19 protein-coding genes are annotated in these 24970 nt (G+C 60.0%); 13 read left to right on the top strand and 6 right to left on the bottom strand.

Annotated elements, in window-relative coordinates; translation table 11 throughout:
- Positions 1 to 510: 510 nt before the first annotated feature.
- From ACNKU7_RS18030 to ACNKU7_RS18020, 3 genes are all read right to left on the bottom strand, one after another.
- Positions 511 to 861 carry a hypothetical protein gene (locus ACNKU7_RS18030; protein ID WP_418298381.1) on the bottom strand — a complete coding sequence of 117 codons (351 nt, stop codon included), beginning with the start codon at positions 859 to 861 and terminating at the stop codon, positions 511 to 513.
- A gap of 183 nt (positions 862 to 1044) precedes the next feature.
- Positions 1045 to 2367, bottom strand: a complete 1323-nt coding sequence (locus tag ACNKU7_RS18025; RefSeq protein WP_418298380.1) for a type II toxin-antitoxin system HipA family toxin — start codon at positions 2365 to 2367, stop codon at positions 1045 to 1047.
- The gene (locus ACNKU7_RS18020; RefSeq protein ID WP_418298379.1) at positions 2367 to 2726 is read right to left on the bottom strand and encodes a helix-turn-helix transcriptional regulator; all 360 of its coding nucleotides are present in this window, start codon (positions 2724 to 2726) and stop codon (positions 2367 to 2369) included. Before ACNKU7_RS18020 ends, ACNKU7_RS18025 begins: the two co-directional genes overlap by 1 nt.
- Before the next feature lie 513 nt (positions 2727 to 3239).
- On the opposite strand from ACNKU7_RS18020, the gene ACNKU7_RS18015 reads away from it, so the two are divergent.
- The 9 genes from ACNKU7_RS18015 to ACNKU7_RS17975 all read left to right on the top strand — a co-directional run bounded on the left by ACNKU7_RS18015 (position 3240) and on the right by ACNKU7_RS17975 (position 10954).
- Positions 3240 to 4130 carry a hypothetical protein gene (locus ACNKU7_RS18015; RefSeq protein WP_418298378.1) on the top strand — a complete coding sequence of 297 codons (891 nt, stop codon included), beginning with the start codon at positions 3240 to 3242 and terminating at the stop codon, positions 4128 to 4130.
- A 67-nt stretch (positions 4131 to 4197) separates the two neighbouring features.
- Positions 4198 to 4848 (top strand): MBL fold metallo-hydrolase, encoded by a 651-nt coding sequence (locus ACNKU7_RS18010; protein WP_418298377.1) that lies wholly within the window; start codon positions 4198 to 4200, stop codon positions 4846 to 4848.
- Positions 4849 to 4928: 80 nt separating this feature from the next.
- Positions 4929 to 5510 (top strand): DUF2799 domain-containing protein, encoded by a 582-nt coding sequence (locus ACNKU7_RS18005; RefSeq protein ID WP_418298376.1) that lies wholly within the window; start codon positions 4929 to 4931, stop codon positions 5508 to 5510.
- Positions 5511 to 5554: 44 nt separating this feature from the next.
- Positions 5555 to 5986 (top strand): hotdog fold thioesterase, encoded by a 432-nt coding sequence (locus ACNKU7_RS18000; protein WP_418298375.1) that lies wholly within the window; start codon positions 5555 to 5557, stop codon positions 5984 to 5986.
- A gap of 15 nt (positions 5987 to 6001) precedes the next feature.
- Positions 6002 to 6706 (top strand): M48 family metallopeptidase, encoded by a 705-nt coding sequence (locus tag ACNKU7_RS17995; RefSeq protein WP_418298374.1) that lies wholly within the window; start codon positions 6002 to 6004, stop codon positions 6704 to 6706.
- 309 nt (positions 6707 to 7015) lie between these two features.
- Positions 7016 to 7384: a DUF2750 domain-containing protein gene (locus ACNKU7_RS17990; protein WP_418298373.1), complete on the top strand. Its 369-nt coding sequence runs from the start codon at positions 7016 to 7018 to the stop codon at positions 7382 to 7384.
- A gap of 72 nt (positions 7385 to 7456) precedes the next feature.
- Positions 7457 to 7858, top strand: coding sequence for a VOC family protein (locus tag ACNKU7_RS17985; RefSeq protein WP_418298372.1), 402 nt, complete (start codon positions 7457 to 7459; stop codon positions 7856 to 7858).
- Between the two features lie 22 nt (positions 7859 to 7880).
- The gene (locus ACNKU7_RS17980; protein ID WP_418298371.1) at positions 7881 to 8813 is read left to right on the top strand and encodes an SDR family oxidoreductase; all 933 of its coding nucleotides are present in this window, start codon (positions 7881 to 7883) and stop codon (positions 8811 to 8813) included.
- Between the two features lie 176 nt (positions 8814 to 8989).
- Complete coding sequence (locus tag ACNKU7_RS17975) at positions 8990 to 10954, top strand: SLC13 family permease (protein ID WP_418298370.1); 1965 nt, start codon at positions 8990 to 8992, stop codon at positions 10952 to 10954.
- 8 nt (positions 10955 to 10962) lie between these two features.
- Here the strand turns inward: ACNKU7_RS17975 and ACNKU7_RS17970 are convergent, their stop codons facing one another.
- Positions 10963 to 11409, bottom strand: coding sequence for a CBS domain-containing protein (locus ACNKU7_RS17970; protein ID WP_418298369.1), 447 nt, complete (start codon positions 11407 to 11409; stop codon positions 10963 to 10965).
- 729 nt (positions 11410 to 12138) lie between these two features.
- Here ACNKU7_RS17970 and ACNKU7_RS17965 point away from each other — a divergent pair.
- The 3 genes from ACNKU7_RS17965 to ACNKU7_RS17955 all read left to right on the top strand — a co-directional run bounded on the left by ACNKU7_RS17965 (position 12139) and on the right by ACNKU7_RS17955 (position 15286).
- Positions 12139 to 12615, top strand: a complete 477-nt coding sequence (locus ACNKU7_RS17965; RefSeq protein ID WP_418298368.1) for a hypothetical protein — start codon at positions 12139 to 12141, stop codon at positions 12613 to 12615.
- A gap of 99 nt (positions 12616 to 12714) precedes the next feature.
- Positions 12715 to 13239 (top strand): SixA phosphatase family protein, encoded by a 525-nt coding sequence (locus ACNKU7_RS17960; RefSeq protein WP_418298367.1) that lies wholly within the window; start codon positions 12715 to 12717, stop codon positions 13237 to 13239.
- Positions 13240 to 13333: 94 nt separating this feature from the next.
- Positions 13334 to 15286, top strand: coding sequence for an RHS repeat domain-containing protein (locus ACNKU7_RS17955; RefSeq protein ID WP_418298366.1), 1953 nt, complete (start codon positions 13334 to 13336; stop codon positions 15284 to 15286).
- Positions 15287 to 15344: 58 nt separating this feature from the next.
- On the opposite strand, the gene ACNKU7_RS17950 is transcribed toward ACNKU7_RS17955, so the two are convergent.
- Positions 15345 to 16658, bottom strand: a complete 1314-nt coding sequence (locus ACNKU7_RS17950) for an NAD(P)/FAD-dependent oxidoreductase (protein WP_418298365.1) — start codon at positions 16656 to 16658, stop codon at positions 15345 to 15347.
- 219 nt (positions 16659 to 16877) lie between these two features.
- A complete protein-coding gene (locus tag ACNKU7_RS17945; protein ID WP_418298364.1) occupies positions 16878 to 19169 on the bottom strand; it encodes an FAD-dependent oxidoreductase in 2292 nt (763 codons plus the stop codon).
- 362 nt (positions 19170 to 19531) lie between these two features.
- Between ACNKU7_RS17945 and ACNKU7_RS17940 the strand changes: the two genes are divergently transcribed.
- Positions 19532 to 24961 (top strand): DUF748 domain-containing protein, encoded by a 5430-nt coding sequence (locus ACNKU7_RS17940; protein ID WP_418298363.1) that lies wholly within the window; start codon positions 19532 to 19534, stop codon positions 24959 to 24961.
- Positions 24962 to 24970 lie beyond the last annotated feature (9 nt).

Raw genomic sequence — 24970 nt, 5'->3', positions numbered from 1 at the left:
GAATGCGATGATTCGAGAAAAACAAGCGTGGTGTGCAACTTAAATTTTGGGTGGTTGACACCACAGTCGCTTGTTAGGTGGCTACTTCGCAAGGTGCCTGCTTAAATTTACTGCTTTCTCGAAGGCCATCGATCTTAGGCTGTAATTCGTACAAGCGCGTCCATCAATTTCTTTAAAGAGCCCATAGGCCTTTTCTACCCTTCCTACACTTTCATATTTAAGGGCTTGATCGAAGAGCGATTTAGCATCGTCTTCTGATACACAATTATTTTCCGAGAAGACCGATGCACTAACAATTACTATTGTCGGAATCAGGCACGCAAAAACTAAAGTAACTCGCCTTGAGGTTTTCAACGTTCCAATCACCTAACGCCCGCAACAGGGGCGCCCAATGTTGTGCGCCTTTTGCGCAATAATGGGAGCGTAGCGACCGCGCGAAAGGTGCACAGCATTGGGCGTCCCGCGCAGGCCCGCCGGGCCGGAGCATTCCTGCTTGCGTTTGTTATACATTTACTGAGGTGCAATCTCTTCAGAGGCAAGCAAAATATCCATAGCAACTGAGCTTAGTGATCTATGAGCATTCTTCGGAGAACCACAAAAACTACTCAGTGCATTTGCATAATACGAGTACTCTTTACCATGTATATTCCTAAGTCTCCCTTTTGAGAGGTATTCGGAAGTATTTACTCCTGAAATAAAGCCCTGCAGCCATACAACAGCATAAAATTCATACTCTGGCTTAGATTTAATTTTATTCCAACTAGAACAGGAAGTTGATCCTACTCCAACAGTTTGTGGAAGATCAGCAGATATAGAAATAGTAGAAGCTAAAATTCCAACAACGAAAATAAGGAGTCTCATTTTAAGTATTCGCTCTTGATGGCCCACATGTATAACAGTTTATTCAATAGCTCCAGATATAGGCATTATGCCTATATCTGGAAAGGGTATGCCCATATCTGGGCATAATGCCTAGATATGGATGCCAGCTGCTCTACAGCTGTCGGCGTTAAATCCATCCTGGGGATTGTGTATTTGGGGCATTTACAGCCCCAGCCTGAGATTCCCCTCAATCTCCTCCACCAGCGAAACCGGCACTTCATGCTCCATCGCCAGATCCCGCCAGCGCGATACCTGCGCCACCACATTATCCACAATACCGTCGATCTTCCGGCGGCTGAATAGCGGGCTGAGCTTTTCCAGGCTGTAGATATCCTCGCGGGTAAAGTTATCGCGCTTGCCGTTGAGGCTCATCCAATGGCTGTTTACCCATTGGCTGCCGGGCTTGTAGCTGTAGGCGAGGTCGTAGGCGGGGGCCAGTTGCCAGGTTTTGTTTTTCAGCTGGAAGGCGAAGTTTTTCGCGTGGTCGTCGTGGTTGCGGGCGACGATGTTGAACACCATGCGGATCAGCAGCTGTTCGGCTTCTTTTGCGCTGAGTTTCAGTTGCCGCGCCACGGCGAAGAGTTCGCCGTAGGAAAACGAGCCGGGGGCCTTGTAGTCCACGTGGGCGAGGCCGTTGAGGGTCTGGATGTGGATCTTGTCATTGCCGCGGCGATCAAAGCGCTCGGTGATGAAGTGCCGGCGGTTGCCTTCGGTGAGCAGGTGGCACGGCATCATGTGGATGCCGCAGGCTTCGGCCATCTGGTGGTACACGTATTCCATGGCGCCGAAGCCCATGGGGTCGCCGAAGGTCTGTTTGTTTTTGTTGTGCTCGCTTACCCCGTCGAACTTCATCAGGTAGTGGGTGAAACCGTCGGGCACGTCGGTCTGGCCGGAGCGCACTTCGGTGAAGTCGCGGTTGAATGCCAGCACCGCTTTGGGGCGGGCACCGCCGGCGCTCATGCCCACGGAGAGCAGGGCGAGCATTTCTTCCGGGTGGGGCGCGCGCTCGTCGTTGCCGTTTGGCCCCAGGTTCACGCTGAACCCGGCGCGGCTGTCGAGCACTTCCTGGGCGATGGCCACCAGTTCGTCGATGGCAATGTGCTGCGAGGCGTTGAGGTTTTTAAGGCGGGTGGCGGGAGCGTATTCCAGTGCGCCCATGCCGCGCTTGCCGGTGTATTGCAGCCGTTGCAGCGGGGTAATGTCTGCGGGCTGCTTGCCCTGGGCGGCCATCCACGCATTGAGTACGGCGTTGCCGAAGTCATCCGGCAGGGAGTCCGCAATCATGCCGGGCAGGCCGCGGTAGGTGTCGAAACTGAGCTGGGGGAAGGAGTAGATACGCTTGCCCAGGGGCATTTTCAGGGGCGAGAGTTCGATGCCGGTGTCGATAAAGGCGGGGGTGTATTCGAAGGCGCCGACACCGGTGTCGGTATCAAAGCTGACGGCGCCGGCGGTCTGCCCCTGGTAATGCACACTGATGACTTCCATTACCATGCCGGTTCCTCCTGTTGTTCATCATCGTCTTCCCCATCTTCGCCGTCATGTTGGCCGCGCTGGCCGGAGGCCCGCTGGCGCTGTTTGCCCTGCAGTTTGGCGAGCTGGACCGGGGAGGGGGGCTGCGGGGGCAGGAAGTTGTCCAGCTGGGCGGTGAGGTCGAGGGCCTGGAGTATGGCGACCAGCACTTCCAGCTGGGCCTTGCCCTTTTCCGCATTGAGCACCGCCTTCCTGCTCACGCCCGCGCGCTCCGCCACTTCCAGTTGGGTGAGGTCGAGGTTCAGGCGCGCCTGCTTCAGGCGTTGCCCCAGGGTTTCCGCGATACTGGCAGGGGATTTGCTGGTGTAGTCCATAAAGTCCCGGTTTGGGGATGTTGGGCGGGTTTCACTCGATTATGTTCCGATTTCAGGACTTTGTTAAGTTGTTTTATAAAGTTCTTTTATTGGGACACTGTGGATATTTTTATGCCCAAAGTGCCACTTTGGGGACTTTGTGGCTTATTTGGATGGTGCGCTCAGGGGCGTGCAGGCAAAAAAAAGCCGGCGCGGGGCCGGCTTTAGGCAGTAATACGATGGGGGTTACCAATTCAACGCGATCCAAGGGAATCTGGTTACTTTGAGTAGGCCCTGGCGGCCAAGTTCCCGCGAGTGAGGAAAAAAATGTAAAAAAAATCTTCGCGCGGGATGTTTTGGGGGCTTTTGGCGCAATTCTTCCCATTGTCAGCGTCCGATGGTAGCTTTCCGTGCTTGTGGTGCGCGGCGTCCCGTCCGTTGTATGAACGGGCACACAAAATTCAACATGGCGCGACGCCGGGGCAAACTCCTGGGTCGCCACCGCATCAAATAAGAAAAATACACGGAGCGAACATGGCCGATCTGGTAATACTGGCGGCACCGGGGATGGGCGCAGTGGACGAGCGGTTTGCCGAGCCACTGTTTGAGTCCCTGGCATCTGCCCTCGGGGACGACTGGTCCCGCATTCACGCCGATACCATCCTCTGTCAGGGGCACCTGCAGTCCAATTTTGAGCGGGTGTTCGAGGCCATGCAGAAGCGCGACATGGATTACCTGCGCGCGCGCAAGTTCATGCTTTATGGATTGGGGGAGGCCGCGGCCCAACTGGCGGATATCGACCAGCGCGGCGGCAACTACGACAAGGCCCAGCTGGCCATTTACCAGACGTTCGAGCGGGCCGCCAAGGCCGCGGGCGATACCGCACCGGTTATCCTGCTTACCCATTCCGTGGGCTGCAGCATCCTGTCCAATTACCTCTGGGATGCCCAGCGCCCGAGCATCAACCACGGTGTGTGGCGCGACGGTGGCCCGAAGGGGGTACACAAGGGCTCTGCCAAAGACCTGTTCCTGCGCGGCAAAACCATGGCCCACTGGTACACCCTGGGCGCGAGCAATCCCCTGTGGACTGCGGGCATGCCCCGTGACCAGATTCAGGCAGTGACCTCGGATACCCGCGGCTATAACTTCCGCTGGAAGAACTTCTACCACCCCGATGACCTGTTCGGCTGGCCACTGAAGCCGCTGAGCCCTTCCTATAACCAGGCTGTGTACCGCGACTACGAGACCCGCCCGCTGGCGGATTGGTCCGCGGCCAGCTGGGGGCCGCAGCTGGTGGCACACGACGGCTACTGGCAAAGTGAGCTGGTGCGCAACAACCTGCTGGAAGACCTGCGGGATCTGCTGAAAAAGACCCAGGCGCGCCGTTCCAGCCCGCTGCAGCGAGCCGCCGCGGCCGCCGTATGAGCCGCACCTTTGGGACGCAGCTGCGGCGGCGGTTATAATCGCCGGCGAACTTTCAACAGGTGGTCTCATGGCTCTGCAATTTCACTCGGTTCCCGTCACTCCCTTTCAGCAAAATTGCACCCTGCTGTGGTGCGACGACAGCCTGCGGGCGGCCGTTGTCGATCCGGGTGGTGATATCGATCGCATTCTCGCCGCGGTGGAAGAGCGCAACCTGAAGCTGGAAAAGATCCTGCTGACCCACGGTCACCTCGATCACGTGGGTGGCACGGCTCCCTTGTCGCGCCAGCTGCAGCTGCCGGTGGAAGGGCCGCAAAAAGAAGACCAGTTCTGGATTGAGAAAATCACCGTGCAGGCGCAGATGTACGGTTTCCCGCCGGTGGAAACCTTTACGCCGGATCGCTGGCTGGAAGATGGCGACACGGTGACCGTGGGCGACGAGGTACTGGAAGTCGTGCACTGCCCGGGGCACACGCCGGGCCACGTTATTTTCTTCCACCGTCCCAGCAAGCTGGCCCTGGTCGGGGACGTGCTGTTTGCCGGCTCCATTGGCCGCACCGACTTCCCCATGAGTAACCACCAGGCGCTCATCGACTCCATCACCAAGAAGCTCTGGCCACTCGGCGATGAGGTGCGTTTCATTCCCGGCCACGGCCCCATGTCCACTTTCGGGCAGGAGCGCGCAACCAACCCCTTCGTGGCGGACAAGCGCTTCGGCTGATAACCGGTTGGCATTCCGGTTCAGGCTCAGTTCACAGGCAGCCCACTTTAATAAGACCGGAATACCGGCGAGAGCAGCATATGAAATTCTGGAAATTTGTTGGCGCGGCGGCGCTGTTGGCAGGGATCGGGCTGGGTAGTGGTTGCGCGGTAATTTCTGAGGAGCAGTGCCAGGCCGGCTTGTGGTACGAGCGCGGTATTGAAGACGGTGCCCGCGGCCGCAGCCAGGCCACGGTGTACAAGATTGCGCAGAAGTGCCACGAATACGGGGTGCGCACGGATACCGAAGCCTGGATGCGCGGCCATGAAGAGGGCGTCGAGCAGTACTGCACGCCGGAAAATGGTTTTGTGCAGGGGCGCAACGGGCACAATTACGAAGGCGTGTGCACCGGCCCCACTGCGGATTTGTTCCTGGCCAATTACGAGCAGGGGCTGGCTGTCTACCAGGCCGAGCAGCAGTACGCGGCGCTGGAGCGGCGCTATTACGAGGTGGAGCGCGAGTATCACCGCGTGACGGCCGAGCTGGAAGAGGCGGAATCCAAAGACGCGGCGCGTGCGCTGCGTATTCAGCGCCGCAGCCTGCGCCGGGAAATGCGCCAGCTGGAAGGTGAGATGATGCGCTTTGGCGGGTTTGGTGCTTTCAATCCGGGCCTGTTTTACTGATATTTCCGGTTCAATTTTTCTGGCGCAAGCAGCGAGGTATTTCCATGGCAATCTGGCACGGCGAGCCGACCCTTGAGGGGATCAACCGGGGGCTGCAGGGCTGTATGCCCGGTTTTATTGGGATGCAGGTAACCGAGATTGGCGAGGATTACCTGGTTGGCACCATGCCGGTGAACGAGCGTACCCGCCAGCCTTTCGGCATCCTGCACGGTGGCGCCAGTGTGGTGCTCGCTGAAACCCTGGGATCGATCGGTGCCAATCTGGTGGTGGATAACAGCAAGTTCTATTGCGTTGGCCAGGAAATCAATGCCAACCATTTGCGCCCGGTGGCGGAGGGCACTGTTACTGGCAAGGCGAGCGCTGTGCACATAGGTCGCTCCAGCCAGGTATGGGAAATCCGTATTCACGACCCCAACGGCAAACTGAACTGTATTTCCCGCATCACCATGGCCGCCGTGCCAGTGCCTGCCCAATAACTTCCGGCACACAACGTGCAGGGAGAAACCTACCGTTTTGAAGAAGTGACCTACCGCCTGCTGCGCTCTGCGCGCCGCAAGCGGCTGGGGCTGGTGGTGGCGGAAAAGGGTGTGGAAGTCCGTATTCCACAGCGTTGCGCCGAGCGCCACGGTCACCAGTTTCTGCGCGACAACATCCAGTGGGTACGCGAGCAACTCCAGCGCGCGGCGCGGCGTCAGTCGCAGGTACCGGATCATCACTTTGCGTTTGGCGCGCACTTCCCGTGGCTCGGCCAGCCGCTGGAGCTGGATCGCGCGGCCCGTGCCGCCGACAGTCGCATTGATGGCGGCTATATCCAGCTTTACTGTCGCGCGCGCGAGCCCGATGAGGCGCAGGTTCAGGTGGCGCTGCAAAAGCTCTATCAGCGCGAGGCGCTAGAGCTGCTTACGCAAAAATCCCGTTACTTTGCCGGCCTGCTGGGGCTCGACTTCGCCAGTGTGAAAGTGCGTCGCACCAGGAGCAAGTGGGGGCACTGCACGTTGCGCGGCGAGCTGCAGTACAACTGGCTGGTGTGCCTGGCGCCGGAGCCGGTGGTGGATTACCTGGTGATCCACGAGGTCTGTCACCTGCGGCATCACAATCACAGCCGCGCCTTCTGGGATCTGGTCGGCACGCTGTGCCCGGACTACAAGCGGCTGCGGCGCTGGCTTAAGGAAAACGGGCATCGTCTGCAGCTGTGAGCGACGATTGCTGAGCTCTTAATCGCTCTCGTGGCGCCCGGCTGACGGGGAAGGGTTTTCGAAACCGCTGTGAATACATCCCTGTACGCTGCGTCGGAAACATCCCTGTTTCCGACGCTTTCGAAAACCCTTCCCCGCCATCCGGTCTTTGCATCGAACGCCGCGCTTCGTAAGTGCGCCGAGAATTTCACGCGCCACGGGAGTTTCCAGGTCTGAAACTCACAGCGGAGTACTGGAACGAGCGCAGGTTTCTACTTCTTTCAGCCAATCTGGCGTAAACTCCGAAAATTACTTTCAAGGCAAGCCTGTATGGATATCGAACCACTCGGAGAAGATTTTGAGGAAAACTGCGAGCGCTTTCTGCCGGAAGCCGTAGAGCAGGGGTGCGTTTGGGCGCTGGAAGGCGAGGAGGGCTTTGCCCTGTGTGAATCCGAGCGCCATGAAGATGTCGATGTCATGCCGTTCTGGTCGCAGCGTGAATTTGCCGAAGCGCACATTGCCGATGACTGGGCCGACTACAAGGTAGTGGCCGTCGACCTCGAAGAGTTTATGGACGACTGGCTGGAGGGTATGCACGAAGACCTGCTGCTGGTCGGCATCAACTGGAATAGTGAGCTGGAAGGCGAGGAGATCGAGCCTCTGGATCTCCTCGAGCAACTGGAGCAGGAGCTGGAGTAACCCTGCTCAATTCACAGACAAAAATAAGCTGGCGACAGCGCCGGAAATAATGCTCCAAGCGGAGGTCTGAGAGTGAGTCAGTTTTTGGGACTGCGCACTGTAATTTACGGTGTGAGTAATATTGCCGAAGCCAAAGCGTGGTATACCACCCTGTTGGAGCAGGAGCCCTATTTCGACAGCGAATTCTATGTCGGTTTCAACGTCGGCGGATTTGAGCTGGGGCTGGATCCAGATGCGCGCAACGTGACCAGCCGTGCAGACGGTGTGGTGGCGTACTGGGGCGTTGACAGTATCAGCGCCCAGGTTGAGCGCCTGAACGGCCTCGGTGCGCGCCAGCACGGCGAAATCGTCGATGTGGGTGAAGGGATTCTGATCGCCAGTTTCCTGGATCCCTACGGCAATATTTTCGGCCTGATCGAAAACCCGCATTTCCAACTGACCGACGCCCGGGCCGCCGCGCCCGCCGCTGAGTAATCGCAGTACTGGAGCAGTCATCGTGAGCAAGCCCCCGGCCAATCGATTCCGTCCTTCCGACCACACCTTTGCTGCCGAGAGCCTGGCGCAGATCGGGCGCGGGTATGTGGTGCCGGATCGGGTGGCGCTGATTACCGGCTGTTCCAGTGGTATCGGCCGCGAGCTGGCCCTGGCCCTGCACCGGCGGGGCACTATTGTCATCGCCACCGCGCGCCGCGCCGAGAGCCTGCAGGAACTGGCGGATCTGGGGATCGCCACCGAGGCGCTGGACGTCAATTCCCAGGCCGACATCAGCCGCGTGGTGCACGCGATCAAGACCGCCTACGGTCGCCTGGATATCCTGGTTAACAATGCGGGCTACGGGCAGATGGGGCCGCTGCTGGAGCTGGATACCCGTTCGCTGGAAGCCCAGTTCCAGACCAATGTCTTTGCCCCCATGGCGCTGGCGCGAGCCTGCGCGCCGCTGCTGAAATCCCGCAGCCGCGGCGTGATCTGCAATATTGGCTCGGTCTCCGGCGTACTGCCGACGCCGTTTTCCGGTGCCTACTGTGCGTCCAAGGCCGCGCTGCACAGCCTTTCCGACGTGCTGCGCCTGGAACTCAAGCCATTCGGCATTCGCGTGGTGACCGTGCAGCCCGGGGCGATTGCCTCCGAGTTTGGCCGTCACGCGGAATCGTCGCTGCGCGGTATCCTGGCGCCGGACTCCTGGTACAAGCGCAACGAAGATGCGGTGCGTGCCCGCGCCCTGGAGTCGCAGCAGAATGCGACCCTCGCACGGGATCTGGCCAAGCGCCTGGCGGGCGAACTGCTGCGCAAGCGCCCGCGCCCGATCCTGCGCTATGGCAACAAGAGCAAGCTGCTGCCGTGGATGGCGCGCTGGTTGCCACGCCGGATGCGCGACTGGCTGCTGGCGCGGCGCTTTGGGTTACGCCGGCTGCAGCTGGCCAACCAGTAACGGCGAATCCTGCTCGCCGGGGCGCTCGCCCCGGCTCCAATTTACTGTCCTGTCCCCTGGCCCTTCTTTTTCCCTGATCCTGCGCTGCCAGCGTCCGGCATATCCACTATGTTTAAAAGTGCGGCAGTGGCTTTTTTGCCTGCCGGCTACGGGGCAGCCAGGAATACCACCCAGCCATGACACTTGATCAGATAGCGATACTGCTGATTCTCGCCGTCACCATTGCACTGTTTATCTGGGGCCCCTGGCGCCACGACCTGGTGGCGCTGGCGTCACTGCTGGCGTGTGTTTTCAGCGGGCTGATCGCCCCGTCCGAGGCGTTCAATGGCTTTGGCCACCCGGCGGTGGTGACCGTTGCCGCGGTGCTTATTCTCAGCCGCGGTCTGCAGAACACCGGCGCCATGGATGCGCTCGCGCAGAAGGTCGTGCCGAAGCGCGGTGGCATCACCCTGGCCATCGCGGCGCTGACCGCGCTGGGCGCCGGCATGTCGGGGTTCATGAACAACGTCGGCGCCATGGCGCTATTGATGCCGGTGGCGACGGATCTCGCGGATCGCTATTCAGTGCCGCCGGGCAAGGTGCTGATGCCTTTGTCATTCGGCACCATCCTCGGCGGTATGACCACGCTGATCGGAACGCCCCCCAACCTGATCGTATCCGGATTCCGCGCCAGCGCCGGGGCCGGCAGCTATGGCATGTTCGATTTCACCCCGGTGGGTATTGTGGTGGCGACTGTTGGGGTGCTGTTTGTGGCGCTGATTGGCTGGCGGCTGGTGCCGGCGCGCACCCAGGCGGGCGCCGCGACCTTTGACACGGGTACCTATCTCACGGAGGCGCTGGTAAAGGAAAAAAGCGCCGCTATCGGTAAATCACTGGCGGAGCTGGTCAGGATGATCGGCGAGGAAGACGCCCAGATCATCGGCCTGGTGTACAAGAATGCACGGGTTTCCACCGCGATGCCCGGGTTGCGCGTGCGTGCCGGCGATATCCTGGTCATCGAGGCGGAGCCGGAATCCCTGTCTGCCGTGCTCTCCAATCTGGGGCTGACCCTGGCGGCCGATCCGGAAAACGGTGAGGACAGCAAAGGCAGCGAAGACGAGGGGCAGCGCAAAGACAGGGCCGCAGATGAACGGGCGGTTGCTTCCGAAAGCCTGGAGGCGGAGCCACTGGAGGCTGCGGAAGGGCCTCTCGAACAGTTGGCCGATACTGCGGGGAAAAGTCCGCAAAAGCAGGAAAAGCGCGAAGACAAAAAAGAGCAGGAAGAAAAGCGCGGCCGGGATCGGCAGGAAATGGTGCTGCGCGAGCTGGTGGTGATGCCGGATTCGTTTTTGGTCGGGCGCACCGCCGAAAACCTGCGCCTTGCCGGTCGCTATGAAATCAACCTTCTGGCACTGTCCCGGCAGGGGCGCCGCTCGGTCAAGCGGCTGCGCTCCACGCCGCTGCTCGCGGGCGACGCCCTGTTGATGATCGGCACCGAGGAAAACCTGAGTAATTTTGCTTCCGAACAGCACTGCGTGCCGCTGGCGCAGAGGGATATCACCATCCCCAACAAGGAAAAGGCGTACGTGGCGCTGGTGGCCATGGGGCTTGCGGTGGCCGGTGCTGCTTTTGGGCTGTTGCCCGCGGCGATCTCCTTTGCCACCTGTGCGCTGGCATTTATGGTGATGAAAGTCGTGCCGCTGCGCAATGTATACGAAGCCATCGATGGCTCGGTAATCGTGCTGCTGGGCGCACTGATTGCCGTGGCGGGGGTGATGGAGTCTACCGGCGCTGCGGATGTGGTGGCCAAGTCGATGCTCGACAACCTCGCCCAGGGCGATCCGGTCATCGCCCTGGTACTTATTCTTGTGGTCACCATGACCCTGTCGGATTTCATGAATAATGCGGCCACGGCGGCGGTCATGTGCGCCATCGCCCTCAGCGCCGCAGCGCAGCTAAATGTAAACCCCGACAGTTTCCTGATGGCGGTGGCCATAGGGGCTTCCTGCGCCTTCCTGACACCGGTAGGGCACCAGAACAACACCCTGATTCTCGGCCCCGGTGGATTCAAGTTCGGGGACTACTGGCCGATGGGATTGCCCATGGAGATACTGGTGATCGCGGTGGCGGTGCCCATGCTACTGTGGGTTTGGCCGCTGTAGGCGTTCCCCTAGGCGACAGAATCATCCACCGGCTGGGTAATCTCGCTGAGATATTTACCGCAGAAGCGCAGGACATCGGTGGTGGTTACGATGCCGGCCAGTTCGCCTTCACGCATCACCAGCACCGAGCCGATGCCGGTGTCTGCCATTGCCAGCAGTATTCTGTCGAGGGGGTCGTGGATATCGGCAAAATATGGCCGGCGGGCACAAAAGTCGCGCACGTACAGCTGCTGCTCTTCAAGGCGGTGGCCGGGAGAAGTGGCGCGCTCGATATCACCTTGCGAAATAATGGTTTCGAGGTCACCGTCGCGGGTGACCGGCAGGTGGTGGACACCGTGTTCACTCATCAGCGCCTGGGCTTCTTCGATCGTGGCATCCAGCTCTATGTGGTAGGGGAATGGGGTCATCAGTGCCGCCAGCGTCGGCATATGGTGAATATCTCGCTGCTTGGACATGGTCTGATTGTTCCGTAACGATTTGTGTGTCGCCAATGCGTTTTGTGGCTGTTCGCATATCACAGCACCAAGGATAGCAATCGATATCCGGCATTGCGCTATTTCGCACAAAACCTCTATGCCTGGCCGTGGATTTGGGAAGGAAAACGCCGGCATGATCACTTTGGGGGAGATCATTCCAATTAACCGGGATACAGTTGCTATTTGGTAATGAATCGTTATTATGCGCGTCATCGCCATATCAGGGCACCGGCAACCGGTGTATGTTATAGACTATATGGTGTGAATCGATAACAGTGGTTAATACCCTGGCGGGCTTATCCTGATGCCTGTCTCTACTGTTACAAACGGGATAATTAAATCGCCAATTAATCAATACGGTAAATAATCCACTGATCCAGCGGGGTTATTTCTGCGTAGAACGCTATCGCCGTGATAGGTAGACGGCTGGTCGCAGCGTTTTAGTGCGAATAAAAGCTGCGTTTAGCCATAGGTTATCGCTTTAAGCGTTGGCCGTATTTATATATTCGTCAGCCGTATTGAACCCGTTTTATATTTTATCGAACTGTATCCATGTTCGAAGCATGGCAGCTGTTTCTGGCTGTCTCTATTGAATATAGATTTTCAGCCGGTTTGTCTTCGCGAACCGGCAACATACTCACGGTGTCAGGTCACCGCTAAAACACTATCAGAACTATTGCATTTTCTATGAACCGAGGCTCAAAAAACATGTTTCAGGAATTCGACCAAATCGAACAGCAAATTGCCGAACACCAAGCGAAGATTGAAGAGCTGCAGCAGCAGATGGCGGCCGCAGAGCGTAAAAAACAGGGTGTGATTGCGTTCGATAAGGCACTGCTCAACCTGGCTGCAGAGTATGAAGTGGAAGAGGAAGAACTCTATGTGGCGCGTGGTGAGCAGATCGTTGAATGGCTGGTAGGACAGCTGGACAACGAAGATGCGCCGGATTTCATTCGCACGCTCAAGGCCCGTGTTGCCCGTAATCTCAAGCGCGAAGGTGAATCTCCGCGCCGCGGCAAGGGTCGTGCGGCCAGCAGCAAGCCGAGCGAGCCAAAGCTTGAAACCGGTCACTACCGCAACCCCTATACCAACGCCACCATCGAGAAGAAAAAGCGCAACCCGAAGCAGCTGAACCAGTGGGTTGCGGAACACGGCCTGGAAAAGGTACAGAGCTGGAAAATCTGATCGGTTCTTGGAAGAACTGAGAGATTAGAGATAACGGATGGATCATCCGTTATGCTAAAACGGCCCCTTCAAGGGGCCGTTTTTATTTGGGGCAAGGATATGGTTCGGTATTTATTTCTGCTGTTGGGGTTATTAGCGGTTGCGGGCAATGGTCACGCTGAGGCGCCAGTGCCCAAAGGCGCGGGCGAAAATCCCCCCTGTATCGTCTACCTGCTGCGACACGCGGAAAAGCTGAAGTCGGCAGGGCGCAACCCGGCGCTGTCTGCGGAGGGCAAGGTCCGGGCCGCTGCCTTGGCCAACCTTCTGCGAGATATCAAGGTGGGTCACATCTACAGCACCGACTTCCTGCGAACGCGCGAGACGGTGGCACCACTGGTCGCGAACAGTGGGCTCAGCGTTACTTTGTACGACCCTCAGGACTTGCCCGGCACGGCGAAAAAACTCTGTGTGAAGCCTGAAATCTCGGTGGTGGTAGGGCACAGCAACACCACGCCGCAGATGGTGGCATTGCTGGGTGGTGAACCGGGCCCCGCGATAGACGAGGCGAGCGAGTTTGACCGCCTCTACCTGCTTGTCATGCAATCCGGGCAGGTTGTCACACAACTTTATCGCTATGGGAATTAAGCCGGGGTTCAGGAAGCCGGGGCTTTAATTTACTCTGTGTATCACCTTCCCGCGTACTGATCTGGAGCAATCACCAGAATTATAAGGAGATTCCGTGCGCCGCATATCTAACCTGTTGCCCATACGCAAGGCACATTGTTGCCTGGCCCTGATCACTTTCCTGCTGGGCGGGTGTAATCTCGACGGCGCCTTCACCGATCCGGATGCCGGCAGTTCCAGCAGTTCAAGCAGCTCCAGCGGCGGCAGCTCCAGCAGCAGTTCTGGCGGCGGCAGTGGTGGCGGGAATGGTGCGGAGCAGCAGGGGATATTCAATGGCGGCACCATTTCCGGGTTGCGCTATACGACGCCGAGTTTTTCCGGTCTGACGGACGACAATGGTCATTTCCGTTACCGCGCTGGCGAGGACGTGGAGTTTTCGCTGGGTGGTGTCGTCCTGGGTTCGGCTCCCGGAGCCCAGGCATTGAACCTGTTTGATCTCGCAGGCAGCGAGCCCCTGGCTGGCGAAGCGCAGTTGCGTGCAGCGCTGGAGAGCCGCGAGCGGGTGGGGGCCCTGGATCGGGTGGCGAATATCGCGACATTGCTGGTGACGCTTGATCGCGACCAGAACCCGGACAATGGCCTGGATCTTACCGGCTGGGACAGCGACCTCGCCGATTACGAAATTGACTTCGAGTACGACCTCTTCCTGTTTCCCGAGCGCCGTGCAACGGATGCCCTGCGCGCCATTCGGACCGCGTTTGATCTTGAGTATGAAGTGGCGGGCGCAGTACCCCTGCTATTTGTATACGACTCCCTGGGAATCGTGGTGCCCGCTCATCTGCCGGTACTGGAGACGATCGACGTGCGCGATAACGGCATTGTCGATGAAGAAATAGAAACCGCCTACAACGATCTGGGCCTGCCGGTAGAAATTCACCACTTCGAAAGTCCCGGCACTGCGGGAGATTGGCGCGAGTGGGCGCGTCTACGTTACGACGAGCTTGGGCGCGAGGTGTCACTGGAAATAGAAACTGATGCCGATGGTAACGGCCGGCTGGAGTCTATTTACCGGCGTGTGCGTTTTTTTGATGGCGAGGGCCTGTTATCGCGGGCAGAAATTGAACGTGGCACACAGAATATTAATCAACGGGACGACATTGAGTACCAGTACGACACCGGCGGCAACCAAACCCGCTATCGCCTCGAGCGCGATGACGGTCCCAATGGCATTCTCGACCTGATCGAGCAGGTCGACAGTCGCTATGACGGCGATGGCTTGCTGCGCGACAGCGAGCAGGAGACCGATACGAACGGCGATGGCCGCGTGGATCAGCGCCGCCGTTTTGAATTCCGCTATTCCTCCAGTGGGCTGCTGACACGGGCGACAGATACCCTGGATGGCACCCGAACGGCAGCGGACGGCATAGACGATAAACGCACAGAAACCCGTTATGAATACGACAGCAGGCAACGGTTGGTGCGCGAGGTCAGAAACACGGATGACAATGCCGACGGTATTGACGATAGCGAACTGACAATCCGCCGCAGTTACAACACTGATGATTTACTGGTGGAAGAATCGAGCGCCCGAGACCAGTTTGCCAACGGTACAGTGGAGCAGCGCGAGGTGGCCGATTTCCGCTACGACAGCGATGATTTTCTGGTGCGGGTGGAAATCGAGTATGACGACAATGGCGATGGGCGCGCGGAGCGCACGGATGTCAGCGAGTACAGTTATAACGAACGCGGCCAGCTGCTGCGGCTGGACAGTGTATTGCGCAACGCTGCGGGCACACTGCAGCGTGCCTTCACGGATCGCCGAACCTATGGCGATTCCGGTGAGCTGCTGACCCGGTTTACTGACATCGATGGCCCCAGCGGGATAGGGAGTGAACCCATCCGGCAGCGCTGGACCTATCGGGAAATCGACGATGGCCTGCGCTTTCTGATCGATTTCTATCGAAACCAGTCCTCGGCTCCGGCGGACGTTGGCGCCCCCTGTGCGACCCTGCAATACATCGAGCAAACCCTGGTTTGTGTGCCATCAGATACATTACAGGAGTTATAGGTTGAATATCCGTTGAGCCCGTACCGCGGGCTCAACGGTGCCCTCTCAGGGCGGTGGCTCAGTGCATTTTAAGGCGTGGTTTTACAAAACGGTTCGCGTGCCCGACCAGATACAGCAGCATCGCCTTTGGCCAGCCGTGCAGGGCCGCCAGATGCATGCGATAGAGCGAGCGATAGGCGAGGCCGGCGAGCCGTCCTTCGATCGTCAGGCTGCCTTTTACCAGCCCTCCCATCAAACTCCCCACTGCATCGAATTTGGACAGCGACACCAGAGAGCCGCGGTCGCGGTACATAAATGGTGTTAGCGGTGTATCCCGCTCCTCTACAAGGGCGATCAGATTGTCTCGCGCGGTTTTTGCCATTTGTTGGGCGGCCTGGGCGCGCGGCGGTACTTTTACCCCGCCACCGTCAATACAGCCGGCACAGTCGCCAATGGCAAAAATATTTGGATCTTGCCCACTCTGCAGCGTCGCGGCCACTTCGATCTGGTTGGCGCGGTTCAGCGCCAGATTGCCCAGGTCTTTCAGGAAATCCGGCGCTTTAACCCCCGCCGCCCACACCCGGACAGCGGCCGGAATCGTCTCGCCGTCCGCGGTGACAAAGCCAGTGCTGTTGGCTTCCGCGACCGCGGTGCCGGTCATGACTCGCACGCCGAGGCGGGTGAGTTCCTTTTCCGAGCTGTTGCCCAGTCGCGGCGGCAGGGCCGGCAGCAAGTGCGGGCCTGCTTCGATCAGGGTTACCTCGAGGTCACCGTTGGCGATTCGTCCGTAATGCCCCATTTCGTGGGCCGCATCCACCAGCTCCGCTGCCAGTTCCACGCCGGTAGCGCCGCCGCCGACGATGGCGATTTGCACTTTTTCCGCCACGCGATTTTCCAGTTGCAGGAACTGGTCGAGCAGTTTGCGATGAAAGCGCTGCGCCTGCTCCGCGCTGTCGAGAAACTGGCAGTGGTCGCGCACCCCCGGAGTGTTGAAATCGTTGCTCTGGCTGCCCAGCGCAAATACCAGCAAGTCGTATTCGAGTGTGCGGGCGGGCACTAACTCGTGGCCGGCGTCATCGCACACTGGCGCCAGCTCGATGGTGAGGGCTGCGCGATCGAGTGCCTGCAGGCTCCCGAGCTCGAAATTGAATCCATTGCCGCGTGCGTGTACCTGGTAGTTGAGTGCGTCGAGGCTGGAATCGAGTGCGCCGGTGGCCACCTGGTGCAGTAACGGTTTCCAGATGTGGGTGCGATTTTTATCGACCAGGGTGACCTGTGCGATGGGAGACTGGCGGCGACGGTTTAGGAAAGGAGTGAATGAAAAATAACGGCCGAGGCTGGTCGCGAGCTGAAGTCCCCCGGCACCACCGCCGACAATGACAATTTTCTTCATGACAGAGATTTCCTGTAGAGCAAAAAATAATTGGCTCTCTGCGCGTCCCGAAAAGGGACAGCGGCCTCTGTGAAGACCTGGCAGCGTTGGGGATTCTTGGTGTGGTTTTACACTGCCTTTGTATAGCCGGCAGTATTACTGCCGAGTGCCGGTTTGGCAACGACAATATGGTTTCATCCGCAATGGATTTTCCCGATGCACATGCCCGCCAGCGGATGGTTACGACACCGGCTCGGAGTAGCGCTCTGCCATTTTTTTCCAGTCGCCATTGCGGGTCAGGTGTACTGGCTGTGGCGCAAGGTGGAATTGATCGCTGTCGGCGGGCAGTTCGTCAATGAAGCCGACGACCGCACTGTGATAACACCCGGCAGCGTGCAGGGCTGCGATGCAGGCGTCAGCACTCTCTGCCGGTACTGTAGCTAGCAGTCCACCGCAGAACTGTGGGTCTGCGAGCAGCGGCAGATAAATATCGGCCTGCCAGGCTGCGGGATTTTGCAGTGCACCAAATGCGCGGGCATTGTCCCGGTACAGGTTTGGCTGAATGCCCTTTTGTGCGCAGTAGCTGGCGCCCGCTAACAGCGGCAGGGCATCGGCAAACAGGCTCGCTCCCAGCAGGCTGGTCTGCCCCGTGGCATCGCTGCGCAGGTTCTGGCGCCATTGCAGGAGTTCCAGCAAGTGGCCGAGAAGGCCGCGGCTGGCAACGGTCACCACGGATGAAGCCCCGTGGCTGGCGAATACTTCTGCGGCGGGGGCATTGCTCTGCAGCATGGTGTCGACGGCCTGCTGATGCCAGCGTGCCCGGCCGTATCCCTGCGCATGGGCCGCAAGCAGTGTGCCATTGCCGAGCGGCTTGCTCAGGATCAGGCAATCGCCCGCCCTTGCGCCAGCGGCTCCCGCTGGCGACTGCCTGTCTGCCAGCGCGTTGATGATCAACCCGAGCTGCAGGCTGCCACCGCCGCTGTTGCTGCCGCCGCTGAGTGCACACTGATGTTGTTCAAGTTCTTTTTGCGCGCCGTCCAGAAGCTGGCGCAGGTCGCGCCGGGCAATTTCCGGGGCGCCCTGTGGCAGGCTGACCAGGGCCTGGGCGGAAACCGGTTGCGCCCTGGCGGTCAGTAGTGGCGACAGGGTATGCAGGGCCGCCAGTCGCCCGAACAGCCAGGGATCGCTCACTGGTGCGCACAGTTGCTGTGTGTGCTGGATCAGCGACTTGCCGGCGGGTACGTTGAGTGGCGTGGTACTGGGCAGTGCGAAGTCACACGCGCCAACCGGCAGGGCCTGGCTGATGGCGCTCGCCAGGCGCCGGGAATTAAGTTGCTGTCCGGGGCGCAGCGAGCCCGCCCGCAAGAACTCCGGCCAGGCGCTGCCCGGAACCGACGCCGCGCCGAGGGCGTTGATCTTGTGCACAAACTGGCGATTGAAATAATCCTTGGCCCGCCACAACAGGCTGCCCGCCGCAGCCAGGCCGCTGTGGGCGGCAATGGCACGGCGGCTGCCGCAGGTGAGAAGCGTGGGCGCTGTGTGTCGCGGGCGGAAATGTTTGAGAGGCCGGTTCAACAGCGTGGCGCGAAGATTGTGATACAGAACGCGTCCCTGTTGCAGCGCACTCGCACTGGATTTTGGCGCTGGCCGTGAATGGATGGACGCTACGTCGCCGGCGGCAAAAATATGTCGCTGCCCCTGCGCACGCAGGCAGTCATCGGTGAGCAGGAACCCGTCCTCATCCAGCACAAGGTCAGACTCTGCGAGCCACGGCGGTGCCGATGCTTCGGTGCAAAGCACGACTTTATCCAGGGGTAAAAACTGTCCCTCGTCGCTGTGCACACCGCGGTGTGTGATTTCTGAAACCCGCCAGTTGCGGTGAGCATGCACTCTCAGGCGCGCAAATTCCCGTGCGACCAGGCGCCTGGCGAAGAGGGGGTAACCCTGCGGTATTTTGTGCCCGGCCTGCAGTACGTGCAGTTCGACGCGCCCACTGTACACCTGCTCTTCCAGTGCCCAGGCCATCGCCATCGCCAGCTCGCAACCGCCGACACCGCCGCCGACCACGCCGAGCTTGAGCGGTTTGTGGTCGGTAAGAATCTGCTGCTTCAACTGTTGCCAGTAGCGGTGAAAGTGACTGCTGGGCTTGATGGGAATGGCCAGCTCCGAGCCGCCAATGCTGCGGTTCGGGGTGGCGCCCACGTCCAGCGACAACAGGTCGAAGTCCAGATCCGGCCTGCCCAACAGGGAGATCTTGCGTTCGGCCAGGTTAATCTGGTGTGCGCAGGCATGAATGAACCGGGCGCCCGCGGCACGGCACAGCCTTGGCAGGTCGATCTGGATCTGGTTATAGCTGTAATGACCGGCGATCATTCCCGGCAGCATGTCGGAATAAGCGCTCTGAACCTGGGGGGAAACCAGTGTGAGTCGCGCCCCGGGCAGCGGCTTTTCCGCCCACTTCTGCAGCACGATAGCGTGGCTGTGCCCGCCGCCAATCAGGACGATGTCCTGATATTGGGAATGCTCCTGCATAAATCTCTCACTGCTTGGGGCCCGCTCGGGGGCTCGACACTTGCTCAGGCAATATTCGGTCTGGTCGAAATATAAACAGTGTAATGGCGCTCCGGGATTTAGCACGGTGATCCTGCACGCTCCGGCAACATAGCGCGCCGGAAATGCATCGCGAGAGTGCGCTAACAAATAAAAATGATGCAATGCTGGCGCACGCTGCGCCGAGCCCGATATGTGCTGGTCTTTACTTATTGAGCATCAATAACGGAAAACCCGGATCACCTGCGCAGATATTTGACCGCAAATAAACGCATTTGATTGCTGGGTTTGTACCCTGTTCATCACTTCGTGCGCTTGCGCACAGTTCATAGCGTCGAGTCTGGATGTCCGCTGCCACCGCTTCCGCTGCACAAGACAAGGGATTGCGCCGCCTTCTGTGGCTGCTGGTTTCCCTGTTGCTGTTGATCGGTGCGCTAAACCTGATTGTGGCCAGCGTGCTGCCTGGCGCCATCCAGCGCTGGTTGCACACGCGCGGACTGGAAGCCGAGGTTGAGCATATTGCGCTGTCGTTACCCCGCCTGCGCGCGGACTTGCGCGGGATTGAAGTGCGCAACCAGCACGGGCGAGGGTTCTCCGCACAGGAAGCGACACTGGGCCTCAGCTGGTGGGCGTTGCTGCGGGGCAAAATCGGAGTAAAGCTGGTCGAGCTCGAAGATGTGCGCATGGACCTGGAATCCGAGCCTGGAGAATACGGCCGGGTCTGGGAGATCGGTGGCTGGCGCATGGGAGAGGGGCCGAAGAAAGACAGGGACTGGCGTGTCGAACTGGCCGCAGCGAAATTGCACCGGGGTGTGGTCTGCTATCAGCACAAACCGCTGTGGCCAAGTGCCAGTTGTGTGCGCATCGGCGAAATCGATTTGCAGGATCTGGTCATTGCGGCCAAGCGCGCGGGACCGGAACCGCTGCAGTTTTCCATGGGCGCTGACGATCTCACGCTGCAAAACCTGGTGGCCTGGGATGAGGAAACGCCTTCGGCTGGGCGGGCTACGGGGCCGGGCATCGGTGAAGGCGATATGCGCAAGGGACGCTCGGAAGAGCCAACCCTGGCGCTGATAACGCTGAAGCTCGAAGACGGGCTGTTTGAGCGCCCGGGCAACCGCCTGACTGCGGACGACGCCTTTGTGCGAAAGTTTGCCGGTTGTCCGCCACAGCGCTGGGCCGATGCGGTACCCGGGCTAAAACGCCTGATCGGACACTGTGGCAGTGCGCGCCGACTGGAAGTGAAGGGGCCAATGACATTTGCGTTCGGTCGCACAGCCGAAGTGGCTTGGCGCCGGGCAAGTGGGCAGGAAGTTCGCCTGCGCTACGCAAATCGCGCACTGCCAAACTGGCATGCGGAAACCATCGCCCTGAACAGTCTCGACTACCTGCGCGAGGATAAAAAACTGACCTGGGGCAGCGGTGGCAGCAGCGGCTTTTCCTGGTGCCCGAGCCGCTGGCGCACACCGCAGCATCATTACTGCCTGCGCGCAGGCAGCCTGCGCCTGCCGCAGCCGACGGTGTTGAACTGGGCCGACGGATTGCAGTTTGCGACGCGGGAGGCTGTATTGAGCCAGGGCAGCCTGCTGGATCGCGCGGCGAAGAAAACACCGCAAAACCCGGTAACCGCGAACCAGCTGCGCATTGGCGATATCGCCTACGATGGCCGCGAGCGGCGCCTGGGGTTGCAAACACTCTCACTCGACGGCGTTTCCGGCTGTATTCCCGGGCAGTTGTGGCAAAGCCCGGATCAGTGCGTGCAGCTATCGCAGCTGCAGGCGCCGGAATCCTTCGCCCTGCGCTTCCCCGCGCGCAACCAGGGGGGCGGCTGGGGGCTCGACAGCGGCCCGTTGCAGCTCACCCGCCTGCAGCTGTTACCGAAACGGGAATCGGGCAAAGCACCGCGCAGGAAAACGTTCGACCTGCAGCAGCTGCAGTGGGCGCGGGCCGTACTTGGGCCGTCGGAGCCGGCGCAACAGTTGCAGGACTTCCGCTTACTGCGCCTGAACGGCTGCTTGCCCGGGCGCTGGCTGACGGCTAGTGACGATCCCGACAATAACCTCTGCGCGCAGGTAAACAACCTGCAGGGTGACGGTAATTTTTCCCTGCAGTCCGGCAGTGAACCCCATGTGATCCTGGGCGAGCTGCGCCTCGACCACCTTTTGCTGGCGGATCAGCTCGCAGCAGATCCGCAGCAACAGCAGGGACTGCTGCTGCGCCAGTTACAGCTTGCCAATGGGTTGTTTCGCTATCGGCAAAGTGCCGGCGACGGTGAAGAACCGTTGAGCCTGGGCGACTTTGATCGCTGGTTTGCCGCTGGCGGATCCGGTGAGGACGAGAGCGCGGAGGCAACGGCTGAAAAGGGGCTGCTGCCGGAGCCGCCATTGCCCGATACCGCGCCCGCGAGTGAAACCGGGGCGGATGAAGCTTTCTCTGCTTTTGCCGCAAGCACGATTGCCGAAGGCGAACTCGAGAAGCTGTCCCTGCTGTCCGTCGAGGGTTGCCTGCCCCAGACCTGGGGGCGGCTCGTTTATCGCGGCCGGGATCGCGCTCGCACTCCGGAGTGTTTCAGTGTTGCCAACCTGCGACAGCAGCAGCCGCTCAACGTGGTGGCGGCTTCCGGTATGGCGCCGGATGCCAGTAAAAAACGGCGCTTTCATTTTGATGCGGCGGCGCTCAGCCTCGAGCACGCCCGGGTATCCACTGCCGCCGGGGCGGAGCTGCTGGGGCTGGAGGGACTCGACCTGCCGAGTGGCGACCTCACATTTGCCACGAACCCGCTGCGGGCAAAAGTACGCCTGCCGGAATTCACCTTGCAACGCGCCCATGTTTGCCTGGCCACAGACCGGTGTCTCACCGCGGCCACGCTACACACGGGCAAACGGTTTGTACTCGACTATGACCGCGAGCGCTTCAGTACGGATTTCAACGACCTGGTGATCGCACAATTCGATCTGACCGGTGGCGAGGATGAGCTCACGGTACACGTGGACGCGCTGCAGAGCCTGCAGCTGAAAGTGCAGCTGCCCCGAGAGCAGGACTCACATGCCGACTGGCAGATGCAGAACCTGCAGGCAGAGTCCCTGCAGGTCTGCTGGCCGCAAGCGCAACAAGAACCGCGCGCCAGCGTTGCGCGCAGTGGCCAGCCTGCGGGGGACCTATGGCCCCGCTGTGCTACGGCGGAAAAGCTGCGCTCGCGCGGGCGAGGCCTGGAAGTGCAGCGCATTGCGCTGGCCACAGATACCGGCAGCGTCCCCCAACTGCAGATCGCCAATCTTGGCATCGACCGTGTGGGCATGGCGCAACACGGGCGCGGGCCGGTACAGCTGAACCTGCATGGGTTGAACGTGGCAGCGCTGGAAGGCTGCCTGCCGGAGGCCTGGGTGTCCCAAACCAACGTAGACGGTAAGCGGCGCCAGTGGGGCCGTTGTATTACCGGCGGTGATATTCACATGCCGGGGGATAACCTGGTCGCACTGGGAGCCAGTGCTGGTTCGGACAAAACACCGCTGGTGGATCTCGGCGAGGCGCGGGTAAAAGGGGTGGCGCTGCGCACCGCTTCTGGCGAAACCCGGGCGAGCCTTGAACTCCTGTCGTGGCGGGCACTGCGCTGGCCCGGCGGCCGGATGCTGGATGTCACCGATCTGGCGGTGCAGCAGTTTTCCGGGTGCCTGCCGGCAAACCCGGCGCAGGCCGACCTTGGCGGGCCGCTCTGCGGGCAACTGGCCCGCCTTGCGGTGCCGGGACGCCAGCAACTGGTGTTGGGCCCGACCCTGAGCGCCAGTGGCCACCTCGAACTGCAGGGCCTGGTAGCGACGCGCGGCGGCCGGCAACAAATTGCGGTAGGGAGCCTGGACGTTGTTGGGCTGGTTGTGGATCGCGAGCGATTGACCCTGAAGACCGGGGAAATCAACCGCGTCAGTGGCTGCCTGCCAGGATTCAACCTCGGGAAAAAAATGGTGTCGCCCTGCGTCGAACTCGATCGCGTGACCATGGACAGCGAGCACCAATTAAAACTTGCGGCTTCAGCTACTGGCGCGCAAGCGCGGCAATTGCGCAATGTGCGCATCGAGGGCGTGCGCGTGCGCGATGGCGCAGGTTCCGCGAGTGGCGCGCAAGAGCTAATGCTGGCAGAGCGCGTGAGCGCGGATCTACTGGCGCTCGGCGGCAGGAAAATAGAGGTGCAAAACCTGCGGCTGGAAAGCGTCCGCGGCTGTCTTCCCGAGGGCCACTTTGCCAAAGTACATCACTGTGTGGAACTCGCCGCCGCTGAAACTTCGGGTAACTACCGAATGGATGAGCGGGCACTGGCGCTGAGGGATGTTCAGCTTGCAGAACTGGTGGTGAACGATAGCGCTGGATCCGGATTTCTGCAGGCGGCGCAGACCTATGTTTCGCAACTGCAGCTGGTAAAAAACCGTGTGAGTTTTGCATCACTGGATATGGGTAGCAGCAAGCTGTTTCGCCGCCGGGAGAATGCACAGGACTTCAGCAAGCGGCAGTGGAATACCGAAACAGAGCGCCTGCTGGTTAATCAGTTCCAGTACGACTGGGCAGCCCGGCAGCTAGAGATTGATACGATTGAACTGGTACGCCCTCAAAGTATGGTCGCGCGCGGCCGCACCGGGGATTATGGCGCCTGGGAATTTCTGCGCGGCGAGGAAGGGGCAAGCCAACCGCGCTACCGGCGCGGTGACAGGAGCCGCGAAACCAGCCGCTTTCATTACCGCATCCGGCAGCTGGTAGTCGACGAAGGACACTTCCTGTGGCTCGACGATTACCACGAGCAGTCTGCGCACCTGCCGCTGCAGCATATCAACATGCTGATGCGCAACCTCAGCAGCCACGCGGAAGATGCGCCGGCGCTGGTGTTACTGAATGCGCACCCCGGCAATATCGGTGACCTGCAACTGGCGGGTACCCTGGATCTGAAATCCGACGGCCGCTGGGATGCCTGCCTGCTGGGCTATGTGGTGGCCGCCAACCTGATCCCGGCAACCCCGTATATGGCAAAACTCCTCGGATATAAAATTCTGCAGGGGCAGCTGGATGCGACGCTGAATGTCGGGGTCGACAGTAATGATGTCGACGCCGAAGCGAATATGATCCTGAATAAAATCAAGGTTCGCCGGGTCAGGGAAAGTGACCAGCTCAACGTTGAGCGCAGCATCATTCCCCTGAGCCTGGCGTTGGCGCTGTTGAAAGATGGCAATGGCGATGTCCAGTTCAAAATGCCTGTGACCGGCGACCTGTTCGATCCGAAATTCAGTTTCAGTTATATCTTCAGCGACCTGCTGCAGCGCGCCATTCTCGAAGCGCTATTTGCCTACTTCACCCCCGTGGGTGTTTACAGCCTGGCGAAACTCGCATGGGCGCGGTTCCGCGCGGTGGAATTTGACCCGGTTCTTTTCCGCCCCGGCAGCACCGAGCTGGATCCTCGGGCCAGGGTAGATCTCACCGCAAACGTCACTTTGATGCGCGACAACCCGAAAGCGCGGCCGGGCATTTGCGGTGTCGCCACTGTGCGCGACATGCGCGCGCGGTTCCCGCAGGCAGTGGCTGCACACAGTGACAGCCGAGAGGCCAGCCGTGAATTTTTCCGCAATCCACCCAAGGAAATCCGCGATGAACTGATCGAGCTGGCGCTCGAGCGCGGTCGGGAAGTGCAGAAGTATCTCATCGAGGCCGGCCTGGATGCGCAGGATTTTATCCAGTGCGCCCCGGACTACATCGGTACCGATTTCGACGAGCCACGGGTGGAAATTTCCAACTGAAAACGGAGT

Origin of the sequence: Microbulbifer weihaiensis (assembly GCF_048323715.1) — a bacterium.
Classification (GTDB): Bacteria; Pseudomonadota; Gammaproteobacteria; order Pseudomonadales; family Cellvibrionaceae; genus Microbulbifer.
This window is presented reverse-complemented; position numbering and strand designations above follow the sequence as displayed.

Bases quoted from the DNA above. Each gene is read 5' to 3' on its own strand.
- ACNKU7_RS18030 (WP_418298381.1), bottom strand. From the start codon at position 861: ATGAGACTCCTTATTTTCGTTGTTGGAATTTTAGCTTCTACTATTTCT.
- ACNKU7_RS18025 (WP_418298380.1), bottom strand. From the start codon at position 2,367: ATGGAAGTCATCAGTGTGCATTACCAGGGGCAGACCGCCGGCGCCGTC.
- ACNKU7_RS18020 (WP_418298379.1), bottom strand. From the start codon at position 2,726: ATGGACTACACCAGCAAATCCCCTGCCAGTATCGCGGAAACCCTGGGG.
- ACNKU7_RS18015 (WP_418298378.1), top strand. From the start codon at position 3,240: ATGGCCGATCTGGTAATACTGGCGGCACCGGGGATGGGCGCAGTGGAC.
- ACNKU7_RS18010 (WP_418298377.1), top strand. From the start codon at position 4,198: ATGGCTCTGCAATTTCACTCGGTTCCCGTCACTCCCTTTCAGCAAAAT.
- ACNKU7_RS18005 (WP_418298376.1), top strand. From the start codon at position 4,929: ATGAAATTCTGGAAATTTGTTGGCGCGGCGGCGCTGTTGGCAGGGATC.
- ACNKU7_RS18000 (WP_418298375.1), top strand. From the start codon at position 5,555: ATGGCAATCTGGCACGGCGAGCCGACCCTTGAGGGGATCAACCGGGGG.
- ACNKU7_RS17990 (WP_418298373.1), top strand. From the start codon at position 7,016: ATGGATATCGAACCACTCGGAGAAGATTTTGAGGAAAACTGCGAGCGC.
- ACNKU7_RS17975 (WP_418298370.1), top strand. From the start codon at position 8,990: ATGACACTTGATCAGATAGCGATACTGCTGATTCTCGCCGTCACCATT.
- ACNKU7_RS17970 (WP_418298369.1), bottom strand. From the start codon at position 11,409: ATGTCCAAGCAGCGAGATATTCACCATATGCCGACGCTGGCGGCACTG.
- ACNKU7_RS17965 (WP_418298368.1), top strand. From the start codon at position 12,139: ATGTTTCAGGAATTCGACCAAATCGAACAGCAAATTGCCGAACACCAA.
- ACNKU7_RS17960 (WP_418298367.1), top strand. From the start codon at position 12,715: ATGGTTCGGTATTTATTTCTGCTGTTGGGGTTATTAGCGGTTGCGGGC.
- ACNKU7_RS17950 (WP_418298365.1), bottom strand. From the start codon at position 16,658: ATGAAGAAAATTGTCATTGTCGGCGGTGGTGCCGGGGGACTTCAGCTC.
- ACNKU7_RS17945 (WP_418298364.1), bottom strand. From the start codon at position 19,169: ATGCAGGAGCATTCCCAATATCAGGACATCGTCCTGATTGGCGGCGGG.
- ACNKU7_RS17940 (WP_418298363.1), top strand. From the start codon at position 19,532: ATGTCCGCTGCCACCGCTTCCGCTGCACAAGACAAGGGATTGCGCCGC.